Origin of the sequence: Paraburkholderia elongata, assembly GCF_013177735.1 — a bacterium.
Lineage (GTDB): Bacteria > Pseudomonadota > Gammaproteobacteria > Burkholderiales > Burkholderiaceae > Paraburkholderia > Paraburkholderia elongata.
Map to the genome: position 1 here is coordinate 21,735 of NZ_WOEZ01000258.1, position 10,096 is coordinate 31,830.

Here is a 10,096-nt window from a genome sequence, read left to right on the forward strand (position 1 = left end):
CCGCCCGTCGCGGTTAACATGGACCAGCGCGGCAGTGCTTACCGGCCAATCTTGGTCGAACTTGAAATTCCACCAAGTCCGCCGCAGAGGAGGACGCCATGTCGATCACCCATCTTTTGAACGCACCGTGGGCCGTGCTGCCCGACCGTCTGCCGTTCATCAGGGATTTGCTCATGCACGGCGGCGACGACCACGCGACGATGCGTGGCCCGACACGCGGACCGCAGGCGAGCGCCGCGCCCGCGCGCGCAACGCCTGCAGCGAGCGGGTCGATTGCGGTGCTTCGGCTATATGGCGTACTTGTGCCGCGTGCGAGCGACTTCGCCGAGCAGTTCGGCTTGGCCGGCGTTCAGCGTTTCACGCAGGATTTCCGCGCCGCGCTCGCCGACGATTCGATTGGCGGCATCCTGATTGACGTCGATTCGCCCGGTGGCAGCGTCTACGGCGTAATGGAGTTGGCAAATGAGATTTATCAGGCCAGAAGTCAGAAACCCATTTTTGCTGTCGCCAATTCTCTCGCCGCCAGTGCGGCCTTTTGGGTTGCCTCTTCTGCAAGCGAGTTCTTCGTGACGACGGGAGGGGAAGTAGGTTCAATCGGAGTCGCGGACCTGCACACCGACGTAAGCGGCGCACTCAACAAGGTCGGGATTAGCATGACGCTGGTTTCGGCGGGCAAGTACAAGACCGAAGGAAATTCCTTTGGTCCGCTCACCGGCGAGGCGCGCGCCGCCATGCAGACGCGCATCGATGCCTACTACGGCGCATTCACGCGCAACGTCGCGCGCAACCGCAACGTCGATGTCAGCAAGGTGCGTAATGGTATGGGCGAAGGCAGGACACTCAGCGCGCAGGCGGCGCGCAGTGAAAACATGGTGGACGGCGTCGCGACTCTCGACGAGGTTGTCAACAGGCTGGCGCGTCGCATTGGCCAACCATCGAGCGGACCGGTACGGGCTTCGGTTGCGCCACCGTCCGGGACACGCGCCGCCGCGCGACAGCGCCTGATCGAGCGCTTATCGCTCTAAGATCTAAAACTTATCGCACGCCTTCATGGCTTCCCACATCCATCCTTCCATGAGGGACTTGTTGCCCTTGTAACGCGCAAGGTCATCCATTTCCTGATTCGCATTCCGCATCACGATGCGCCCTGCGCCTTGACTATTTGCATAATCCAATACGTCCTGAGCCTTGGCGCGATACTTCTCGCTAACGGCCCCAAGCGTAATGCATTTTCCTGCTGCCTTTGTGTCAAAGCTTTGGGCGTCACACCATGACGGCACGATAGTGATGAGTGCAGCACCGAAGAATATGCTGGAAGTATTCGCGTCTTGGTCATTGCGTTCTCTGTTCTTAGATGGCCGCACAATACGGCAATCTAAGCGAACAGGCGTTTACGCATCTCACTTGTTGTGTTTGCAGATGGTTGCGCCAAACGATTCTACGCAAGAAATTCCGCCAGTAGAACTTCCGTCAGCAGCAACATTTGGGGCACGCATCGGCAAACTCGCCTGAGTCTGCGTGGATGATTCAGCGATCGGTGCCATCGCCGAATCGAGCGCGCCAGTATTAATAACCTTATCGACAAAGTTCTCCATCGCGTTGGAGATGGCTTTCTGAGCTGCTTGGCCCAGGGCGTCCGCCCCTACGGGACACGCTCCATCCTCACTAGCATGTCCTTGCCCACGGAAGGTCGTAGTGATCAACTCTTTCCCCGTTCGATCCGAGACACGGGCGCGAATCGCGATGTCTACGTTGGCATCTGCCGAAGGCACCCAGAATCCGGGAGTGAAGCGGATGCGCGGATCGAACTCAGACAGGTCAAATTTGAAGACGATACCGTCGGCTGACGAGGGAACTGCCCCGCCGTTATTGACCACTTGCGGAAAGGCCGCTTCCACAGTTCTCGAAAGTGACCCCTGAAGGGCCTCCCCGATATACATTGGATATTTATGCGCGCCGCATGCAAATCCGGACTTCACATCCTTTCCAGCCGTCGCGAGGCTGTCACTGAAGACCACATAAGCCTTGTCGTGTCGCACCTTGGTGGTCATTACCTCAGCGGCACCTGACTGCGACGACACCTGCACGTTGTACGCGCAGCCCGAGAACATCGTCACCGCCGACAAAGCAGCAACTGCTTTAATCCACCCCATAGAACCCCCGTCCCATTACTGAATTCGCGACAATCTGCGCCGTTACAAGCGTGAGGTAACCGTAGGGCGTTCGTGCCAATATCAACCGCTGCACCGATCAGGCAGCCGTGCTCATGCTTACGGCACCAAACTGTTCAATCCGGAGTTCTCGGAAACCCTATCCCGGCTATCTCAAAGACGCATCCAGTCGGAAACGGGTCTTGTGGTCGCCGTTCACCGGTCCACTGTCCCCGACTGTTTTCTCGCCTGTTCGTGTTTCTCACCCACCATCGCGCTCGTCAGCAACGCCCGGGGCAATGATCTGAAGCGCCAACCGGCGCTGCTCTGCTTCTGCGCCGCGAAATACTTCACTCACCAGGCTGAGAAGATCGGTTGCGTTTTGTGACATGGTTTGCTCCCCTGTTCGTGTTCGCCGCCGAATCCGGCAGGGCCGGGTTCCCGTCACGCGATCAGCCTTGAGCATTCCATCGGCCAACACCACAGCGCGAAATAGTGGTCCCTGCGGAAAGCCGCAGGGTATTGCTGCATTGAGCCTCTCATACGGCGCGGCTCTGCACCGTGCGCAGCAGCACACTTGGGCGCTTTAAAACATCCAGGCCACATGCGGTGGGAATCGGCCCCGAAACCAACTGATTTCCGCTGCCTCACTGTCGCGCATTGCGTGGATATCCCGAAGCACGTTGTCGTGCCGCATACCGAATCCCGCTGCCGCTTTGTGTTGCGCGTTGTCCCTTCGCCGCCATTTCCTTGAGCAACTGTCCGGCACGCCGCTCGGCGCGACAGCGAATCTCGATGGCCTTGCGCTCGGCATCGGTGTTCAGGTGGGTTTTCATCCGCGCATGATGGTTTCCCCCGATTTAGGGGTTGTTGATAGGCCTTTCGAATAACGCGATCACAAAAATGAGCCCACCCGCGCGGTCTCAGGGCTATTGCCCACAGGGATCGATAGCCCCCTCCGGGCTGGCGCGGTTCGTGCAATATCGTTCGATGACGGATGATTTGACGGCCGTCAATCTCACGTCAGGTGATCGCGCGTCGCGTCGCGGGTGCGCTGCGCGTTGCCAAAGCCACCGTCCTCGCGTCAGTCTTTGCGTCGTGGCAACGCTTTGACAGCGCCTGCCAGTTGCTTACGTTCCGGAACAACGCCATGTCGCCACGGTGCGGCACCTTGTGGTCGACCACGGTTGCGGGTAGCAGGCGGTGTTGGGCGCGGCATTCGGCGCACTCGCAGAGTGGATGCCGGCGCAGATAGGTTTCACATGCGCGGCGCCAGCGGGCACCGTAACCTCGTTCTGACGCAGAGGCGCGGTTTTCGTCCGTGTGGCGTTGCGCGAGTTTCAGATGCTCCGGCCACAGCCCATGGCGCGTTTAAACGAGCGCCGCGCAAAACGCATCACGCAATCGCCCAGCCTTGGACGAGGTACAGGCGATTATTGGTCACTTCGTCCAACCAGCAATCGACGTCGTCATAGTCAACGGCATACTTCGCCGCGCGGCAGATTGCGCCGCCGTCGAAGTGCACGGTTTCCTTGCTGATCTTGACGATCAGGCCTTCTACAAAGGGGCGACCGGCGGGTTGGGGACGCAGCACGTCGGCGGCCAACTCTGGCGCGAGCCAGTCAATCGCGGCAGGGGCGTTCATTGTGTGTCGACTCCTTGTTTGTGATCTGAGGCATCTGAGGCGGTGCGTCAGGCCGACTTCGCAGCACGCGCAAGCTTGCGGTCCTGATAGCGCTGGTACGTCGCATCATCTTTCAATTGCGGCAACGCAACCGCCTTGCACTCGGCAACAAGCGCCTCGCACCGCTCGCGCTGATCGACGAGCGGCGTGTCCACGTCGCGCATCATGGCGTGCATCTCGTCGAGTGCAGCCTCACATATCTGCCGGATCGAGTGCACGACTTCGGCGTTCGATACATCGATGCTGCGGGAGACCCGGCCAGCCCAAGTCCATTCGGTCACGCGCCGGGTTTCCCCACGGAAGGTACCACGGAGGAAATCGGTCATCTCCTCCACGCTGTCGATCGCATCGCGGATGAAACGCGGCGCAATCTTCTCAAGCCGTGCCTCTTCCTGCCCAGTGCCGGCCTGGCAGCGAGCGCCGTACGACCGCTGCGAGACATGATTGAAGACTTGCTTGGCAGCGAGGAGCTTCGCCTCAGCTAGCTCGACACCTTCCCATGCCTCGCGATAAGCCTTATCGAGCGCCGGAGATACACGTTCGAATCCGGCGCGCTTGGCCGCGATTTCGGCGACAAGCCGCTTGCGCTCCTCAAGGTTCTGCGCTTCGAGCTTGGTTTCGAGTTCGGAACGCAAGCCCGTTGCCTCGACGAGGCGCAGGAAGTCCGCACTCTGTTCGTGTATAGACGCTGCCATGATGGTGTCCTCCACTTCGGTTATCACTACCGTCGGCTCAGAATTGAGCCGGTGATGCTCAGGAAATTGGGCGGGACCCGGGCCATGAGCGTCTCCACGGCGTGCCGGTGCGCGTGGTCTTCGGTCCCGAGAGCGGCGCGGGGGTGCTGGTTCCGGTCTTGTCCGCGCGGCTGTCAGGCAACGGCACGGAGTGCTTTGCATCGGGTTGCAGGCGACTTTTAGCCATCGGCATTCTGATCCTCGGGTTCACACATGAGCGGGGCGGTCTGGACCAGACCGGCTTCGAGCGCGACCGTACGGCTGAGCGTCGCGATGGGCACGCCGTGCTTGGTCCGGATCGTGATGAAGTGGCCGTTTTCGGTTTCCTTCACGATGAGCGGTACGCGCCGCGACAGATCGGCGATCAGGGTCTTGTACTGGCTGATATCCATGCGCCGAATTATGCGCCGATGTTGTTAAAAATGCCCATTTACGCAACAGATGTTGCCGCTAACATGACGGGTCGCTGGCGCGTGGGGTGTCCGCAAAATTGAGGAGACGGTCTACCTTCCCGCCGATCAATGCATCGAACATGCGGTTCTCCCTTCAGTGAAACGTCGCGGTCATCTCGGCACGCGCCGCCGCAGGATTGCACAGACTGTCGAAGAACAGGCCGCCGGGCGAGAACGTGCAGCGGCCACCGACCTGACCATCGCGCGCCGTCGCCAGAAAGTCCGCAAACACGCGATATACGGCATGAAACAGCGGGCCGTCCTTACACCAACAATGCCTGCTTGCTGCCGAGTCTTCGATCCCGTGATCGAGGACGAGTGCCGCCAGCCCATCAGCTTCGGTGATCCCTTCGCGGTCAGCAACGTTGATGTTCAACAACTCGCAACGCTGGGCCAGTGTCGTGCAGGCATCGATCATGGGGGCGGCTTCCATCAACGCATAGCCGCACTTGCGGATGACTTCTGCGAGCGTGCCGTGATGCGCTTCGAGCCGGTCGGCCTCATGTTCGAGAGTCTGGATGCGCCCGGCGTGGGCCGCGTCACGACTTTCTTTCAGCGCCAGCACTTCGCGGCGGATGCGACGCGCCTCGTCAGTAGCCCGGTCGATCCCGGCGAGCGCTTGCCGGATGTCATACCGCAAACGGGCGATGAAACTGCCGATCTCGCTGAAAGACGGCGGCGCAACCTGGGCGGGCATGTGAACGACTTTGCTGTTGCTCATGGAGAAATCCTCCGTTATTCGTCGAAACCTCTTGAAGACTGCTGCGGCTTGCTGCGCGGCACCGGCAGGTAGCCAGGCGCGAGGTCTGCAAACTTCGTGTGCTCGCCAACGTACGCAAGGCGCGTCGTGCCGATTTCGCCGTTGCGCTGTTTGGCGATGATGACTTCCGCCGTGCCGCGATCCGGTGAATCTGGGTTATACACCTCGTCGCGGTACAGCATCAGGATCAGGTCTGCGTCCTGTTCGATGTCGCCGGATTCGCGCAGGTCCGCCATGGTCGGGCGCTTGTCCGTCCGGTTTTCTACGCCACGGTTCAGTTGCGACAATGTGATGACGGGCACGTCGAGGCGCTTCGCCAGCCCCTTCAGCCCCCGTGAGAACGAGCCGACCTGCTGCGTGCGGTTTTCGCCGTCGCCGCCGGTCATCAAACCGATGTAGTCAACGATGACCAGACTCAGCCCGTGCTGGCGCTTCACGGCTCGGCTGCGGGAGGTGATCTCGGCCAGAGAGAGGGCGGCGCTTTCATCGATCAGCATCGGCAGATGCGTATGGTTATCGACGGCCTTCGCCAGATTTTCAAAGTCCGTCTTCGTCATCAGCGCGCCGTTCTTGATGTGCGGCATGGGGATGCGACCGTCACGCGCAAGGCTGCGCTGGGTCAGTTGTTTGCCCGGCATTTCCAGCGAGAACATCAATACCGTGCCGACCTTGCGCGCCACGTGAGCACCGATGCCGAAGGCGAGCGCGGTCTTGCCCATCGAAGGGCGTCCGGCCAGGACGATCAGTTCGCCCGCATTCATGCCACCGTCAAGCTTCCTGTCCAGATCACGAAAGCCGGTAGCGATGACGTTCGGCAGCACGCCGTCCGACTGGTCATCGATTTCCTCGACTACCGGCAGCAGATATTCGCTGATAAATTTCGGCCCGTCAGGGTGCGACCCGGCGAGCGCTTCGAACTTCGCCTGCGCCTCGCTCACAATTTCCGAAGCGTCGCGGCCCTTGCGCTCAAACACGAGCGCGCGTACCTCGTCGGTCGCCGCGAGGAGGCCGCGCCGCTTCCAGCGCTCGATCACGATCCCGGCATAGCGCGTCACGTTCGCGCTGCCCGGCGTACTCTGCACCAGCGCGTTGAGGTACGGCAGGCCGCCGGCTGCCCCGATCTTTCCGGTAACGGTCAGGTCGTCAGCCACGGTCATCATGTCCGCCGTGCGATGCCCGATGATCAGCTTCAAGATGCTCTCGAAGATCGTCCGGTGTTCGGCGCGATAGAAATGCCCGGCGCGCAGTTCGCCGATACGGTCGATGGCGGCGTTATCAAGCAGCAGCGCGCCGAGCACCGACTGCTCCATCTCGACGCTGTGCGGGACCTCGCGCGTCCGGTCGTCGGGATAAGGGGCCGCTGCGCTCATGCCGACTCCTTGGTGTGCGCGCGCTTCGCCTGCTCACCGAGGTTCGTGAGCGCGCGGGCACCGTTCCCGTCCATCCGCCAGAGCTTGTACCAGTTGCCGCGCACCGAGTTCCGGTACACCGCGCGCCAGTCCTTCTGGTGCTTCGCGCCCTCTTCGCTGTAGCGCGCCTTGAACTCCTGCCAGTGCAACAGCAGGATGTCGTGCGGGATGCCTACCTTCGCGGCGTAGTCGAAAATCGTGTCGCCTTCAGGGATCGGCTGCTGACCGGTCGAGCGGCAGTTTTCCAGAAACGCCGTCAGTGCGATGGCTGGGCGCGTTTTTTTCGTTATGACCTTCGCCCGTGCGTCGCTGTTTTTTTTTGTTTGCTGCGATAGCAGAGTCAGTGCAGGCAATCCCGCCAACGGCGGGGTTGGAATTCGCCGAAGGCGAGTTCCTAACGGCTAGTAACGGTTCAATGACGGTTTGGCTCCCACCCATGGGAGGCGTCTCGGGACGCCCATGGGTGGGGTCAGGGACACCCATGGGAGCCGTCCCCCTCCCGGCACGCCTCCCACCGATGGGAGCCGTAGGACTCCCGCCCATGGGAGGGGTAGCGCCATTCAGAGGACTCCCACTCATGGGAGGGGTAGGACTCCCATCCACGGGAGCCGTAGGGTCATCCATGGGAGGGCTGCCGCCGGTCAACCGTTCCAGCCGCAAATGATAATGGCGCGTGGTGCCCGGCGCGCCGCCGGTCCCGTTGCCGACCACCTCAAGATAGCCGTCGCGAATCAGTGAATGCACGTGACGGCGTGCCTGCTTTTCCGACAGGCAGCAGTCACGCGCGAGGCTAGCAATCGACGGGTAGAGGCTGTCTCCGTCGTTGTCGCAATGATCGGCCATCCGCAGCAGCACAAGCTTTGCAGACGTGCCGAGGCCGAAGTGTTCCCACACAAGATTGCAAACCTTGATCGCCATGGCAAATTGCTTCCCATCATCTGTGTTTCGCTTACGGGGCAATTCGCGAATGTGCTAAAGTCGCATTGCCCAACCGGGGTTACTAACCGTTCCCTCGTGCTGCGAAGCCCTGCCTATTTCCTCCATGGGCAGGGCTTTTTTCCTGGCTCATCACCCGCGCCACCTGACGGCGAAGGTAGTACACCTATGCATCGTGGGGGCGCGGCTCAACGCCATCCGCCTGACGCGTTCGGTAATTCACGTCCTCGCACTCAAGCGCCGCGGCTCCGAGCTTGCGGTGCAGTATCGCGATCTCACCGTTCGCGAAGTCCAGATCGAGCCGCAGCCAAGCGTTTTCGGCTTCGAGCTTCTCGATATACGCCATGAGCTCCTCGATTTCCGTGTTGTGTTTGCTGACCTCCGGTTCAGCGGTCGCGTGCACTTCTGGCGCGGCGGCCTGTTCGTCGTCCCGAACGTCCGGCGAATCACGCGCAGTCGGGTTCGCGGTCGGATCAATGGGCGGAGCCAGAAACGGCCACGGCTGGGCCGGTGTGGCCGGCGTAGCAGATTGCTCGATCTCGGCGCCGCGTTTGGTCCGGGCTTTCCTGCCGATGCTGGCCGTGCGCATCGTGGCCTGAGTGCCGTGCTTCGTGGTATAGGTGCGCTCTAGGGGCTTGTCACTTAAAGCCGTTATAAGTGACGATCGAACGCTACTGACAAACGGCTGTGACACCGCACAATGTTTCGCGATGTCGTTATCGCTGCACTTTGCCCATTCCTCGTCGGCGAGCATCCGTTCGACCGCGAGCCGCTTGTCCGCATTGGTGCGGCGCGCACCGTTCTTGCTGTTCGCGGCGAACGATGCCAACTGTGCATCGCGATACGTACCGTTGACGACATTGGCCTCGACCTCGCACTTGCCTGCCGCTTCAAGTGCTGCGCAGCGATGCCAGCCGTCAACCAGGTAGTAGTACATCCGGTCAAACACGACCGACACATGCGGCATCCGGTCGCCGCGCAGGATCGCATCGGTGTATTCGCCGATCAGTTCCGGGTCCATCGCGACGCGAGATTGCAGCAGAGGATCGCGTCGCAGCTCGGAGAATTTCAGGAATTTGTGTGCCATTTCTCAAGATTCCTTCGCGCGACCGCCGCTCGATGATCGTCGGGCCATTGCCGCACGATGCGCTGTTCGAATGCCTCGATGAATGCCTGGCGGGCGATGCGCACGTCTTCGGGCGATAGGCCCCGCGATGCGAGTTCGAATTGACTGTCGCGATAGATCGTCGCGCCGATGAGCCCTTCACGACGCAGCTCGATTGATTCGGCCAATGCCGCGAATCTCGCGGCGACGGAGGCGGTCTTCATCGCGCTTACGCCGGTTCGGTGGCGGCATTGGCCTGCTTCTTTTCAGGGCGGCGTGCCTTGTTGCCGGGGCGCAGGTTTTCAAGACCGCGCGTCCCGGCTGGATCGAGCGGCGTGGCCGTTTGCGTGGAGGCGATGCTGGCGGCCTGCGCGGCGGCGGCCTTATTGAGCAGGAACGCCTCGATGTCGCTGATCAGATAGTGGTTTTTATGGGGGCCGCTGAGGGCGAAAGGTTTCGGCCAGTCCGGGTCGAATTTTTCCAGGCGCTTGACGGTGTCAAAGGATTTGCCAATGATCCGCGCCGCGCCGTAACGGTCGGTGACGCGCGGTGCCGCATTGACAGGCGCGGGTTCCGGTGATGCAGGGCGCTGTTTGCGGGGGCGTCCGGGACCACGCTTGACCGGCTGATCCTGGCCGGCGTCTTCGGGAGAAGTGGTGTGTAGCGGCATGACGGTATCGCTCCGTACGTTGGCGCGATACGAGTGGCCTTTTACCTGGTATCGCGCCGTTGTCTATCGGAAAAACTCAGTGGTGCGATACGTATTGAATACGCGAAGAAGCCACCTGAATAGCTGGGTGGGTTCAGAAAACCCACCCCGAAAAAACAAGGGGGGGTGGGTTTTCTGAACCCACCCAGCTATTCAG

Annotated in this window: 14 protein-coding genes and 1 pseudogene; 1 reads left to right on the top strand and 14 read right to left on the bottom strand. The window is 61.1% G+C overall.

Going from position 1 to position 10,096, the window contains the following annotated elements; genetic code table 11:
* Positions 1 to 98: 98 nt before the first annotated feature.
* Entirely contained in the window at positions 99 to 1,025 is a 927-nt protein-coding gene (locus GNZ13_RS43490) for a S49 family peptidase (RefSeq protein ID WP_172176645.1), read from the top strand.
* Positions 1,026 to 1,400: 375 nt separating this feature from the next.
* On the opposite strand, the gene GNZ13_RS43495 is transcribed toward GNZ13_RS43490, so the two are convergent.
* The 14 genes and pseudogenes from GNZ13_RS43495 to GNZ13_RS43555 form a co-directional block, all read right to left on the bottom strand.
* On the bottom strand, positions 1,401 to 2,153 hold the full coding sequence (locus GNZ13_RS43495; protein WP_236002441.1) for a hypothetical protein: 753 nt from the start codon (positions 2,151 to 2,153) through the stop codon (positions 1,401 to 1,403).
* Between the two features lie 259 nt (positions 2,154 to 2,412).
* Complete coding sequence (locus tag GNZ13_RS53660) at positions 2,413 to 2,541, bottom strand: hypothetical protein (protein ID WP_268959237.1); 129 nt, start codon at positions 2,539 to 2,541, stop codon at positions 2,413 to 2,415.
* A gap of 256 nt (positions 2,542 to 2,797) precedes the next feature.
* Positions 2,798 to 2,986 (bottom strand): hypothetical protein, encoded by a 189-nt coding sequence (locus tag GNZ13_RS43500; protein ID WP_172176647.1) that lies wholly within the window; start codon positions 2,984 to 2,986, stop codon positions 2,798 to 2,800.
* Positions 2,987 to 3,173: 187 nt separating this feature from the next.
* Positions 3,174 to 3,335 carry an HNH endonuclease signature motif containing protein gene (locus GNZ13_RS54495; protein ID WP_407945700.1) on the bottom strand — a complete coding sequence of 54 codons (162 nt, stop codon included), beginning with the start codon at positions 3,333 to 3,335 and terminating at the stop codon, positions 3,174 to 3,176.
* 211 nt (positions 3,336 to 3,546) lie between these two features.
* The gene (locus GNZ13_RS43510) at positions 3,547 to 3,795 is read right to left on the bottom strand and encodes a hypothetical protein (protein ID WP_172176649.1); all 249 of its coding nucleotides are present in this window, start codon (positions 3,793 to 3,795) and stop codon (positions 3,547 to 3,549) included.
* Positions 3,796 to 3,842: 47 nt separating this feature from the next.
* On the bottom strand, positions 3,843 to 4,529 hold the full coding sequence (locus GNZ13_RS43515; protein ID WP_172176651.1) for a hypothetical protein: 687 nt from the start codon (positions 4,527 to 4,529) through the stop codon (positions 3,843 to 3,845).
* A gap of 218 nt (positions 4,530 to 4,747) precedes the next feature.
* Entirely contained in the window at positions 4,748 to 4,960 is a 213-nt protein-coding gene (locus tag GNZ13_RS43520; protein WP_172176653.1) for a hypothetical protein, read from the bottom strand.
* Positions 4,961 to 5,114: 154 nt separating this feature from the next.
* Entirely contained in the window at positions 5,115 to 5,741 is a 627-nt protein-coding gene (locus GNZ13_RS43525) for a hypothetical protein (protein ID WP_172176655.1), read from the bottom strand.
* Positions 5,742 to 5,755: 14 nt separating this feature from the next.
* A complete protein-coding gene (dnaB, locus tag GNZ13_RS43530; RefSeq protein WP_172176657.1) occupies positions 5,756 to 7,150 on the bottom strand; it encodes a replicative DNA helicase in 1,395 nt (464 codons plus the stop codon).
* Entirely contained in the window at positions 7,147 to 7,542 is a 396-nt protein-coding gene (locus tag GNZ13_RS43535; protein WP_236002442.1) for a hypothetical protein, read from the bottom strand. The genes dnaB and GNZ13_RS43535 overlap by 4 nt, the downstream gene beginning before the upstream one ends.
* 373 nt (positions 7,543 to 7,915) lie before the next feature.
* A pseudogene (locus GNZ13_RS54500) lies at positions 7,916 to 8,107 on the bottom strand (helix-turn-helix domain-containing protein); the annotation flags it as partial.
* A 184-nt stretch (positions 8,108 to 8,291) separates the two neighbouring features.
* Positions 8,292 to 9,212, bottom strand: a complete 921-nt coding sequence (locus GNZ13_RS43545) for a hypothetical protein (protein ID WP_172176661.1) — start codon at positions 9,210 to 9,212, stop codon at positions 8,292 to 8,294.
* Positions 9,194 to 9,454, bottom strand: a complete 261-nt coding sequence (locus tag GNZ13_RS43550) for a hypothetical protein (RefSeq protein WP_172176663.1) — start codon at positions 9,452 to 9,454, stop codon at positions 9,194 to 9,196. The genes GNZ13_RS43545 and GNZ13_RS43550 overlap by 19 nt, the downstream gene beginning before the upstream one ends.
* A gap of 5 nt (positions 9,455 to 9,459) precedes the next feature.
* On the bottom strand, positions 9,460 to 9,900 hold the full coding sequence (locus tag GNZ13_RS43555) for a hypothetical protein (RefSeq protein ID WP_172176665.1): 441 nt from the start codon (positions 9,898 to 9,900) through the stop codon (positions 9,460 to 9,462).
* Positions 9,901 to 10,096 lie beyond the last annotated feature (196 nt).

What these genes read in the sequence shown, in the direction of transcription:
- GNZ13_RS43520 (WP_172176653.1), bottom strand. Translation starts at nt 4,960, where the DNA reads ATGGATATCAGCCAGTACAAGACCCTGATCGCCGATCTGTCGCGGCGC.
- GNZ13_RS43510 (WP_172176649.1), bottom strand. Translation starts at nt 3,795, where the DNA reads ATGAACGCCCCTGCCGCGATTGACTGGCTCGCGCCAGAGTTGGCCGCC.
- GNZ13_RS43555 (WP_172176665.1), bottom strand. Translation starts at nt 9,900, where the DNA reads ATGCCGCTACACACCACTTCTCCCGAAGACGCCGGCCAGGATCAGCCG.
- GNZ13_RS53660 (WP_268959237.1), bottom strand. Translation starts at nt 2,541, where the DNA reads ATGTCACAAAACGCAACCGATCTTCTCAGCCTGGTGAGTGAAGTATTT.
- GNZ13_RS43550 (WP_172176663.1), bottom strand. Translation starts at nt 9,454, where the DNA reads ATGAAGACCGCCTCCGTCGCCGCGAGATTCGCGGCATTGGCCGAATCA.
- GNZ13_RS43545 (WP_172176661.1), bottom strand. Translation starts at nt 9,212, where the DNA reads ATGGCACACAAATTCCTGAAATTCTCCGAGCTGCGACGCGATCCTCTG.
- GNZ13_RS43515 (WP_172176651.1), bottom strand. Translation starts at nt 4,529, where the DNA reads ATGGCAGCGTCTATACACGAACAGAGTGCGGACTTCCTGCGCCTCGTC.
- GNZ13_RS43525 (WP_172176655.1), bottom strand. Translation starts at nt 5,741, where the DNA reads ATGAGCAACAGCAAAGTCGTTCACATGCCCGCCCAGGTTGCGCCGCCG.
- GNZ13_RS43500 (WP_172176647.1), bottom strand. Translation starts at nt 2,986, where the DNA reads ATGAAAACCCACCTGAACACCGATGCCGAGCGCAAGGCCATCGAGATT.
- GNZ13_RS43495 (WP_236002441.1), bottom strand. Translation starts at nt 2,153, where the DNA reads ATGGGGTGGATTAAAGCAGTTGCTGCTTTGTCGGCGGTGACGATGTTC.
- dnaB (WP_172176657.1), bottom strand. Translation starts at nt 7,150, where the DNA reads ATGAGCGCAGCGGCCCCTTATCCCGACGACCGGACGCGCGAGGTCCCG.
- GNZ13_RS43490 (WP_172176645.1), top strand. Translation starts at nt 99, where the DNA reads ATGTCGATCACCCATCTTTTGAACGCACCGTGGGCCGTGCTGCCCGAC.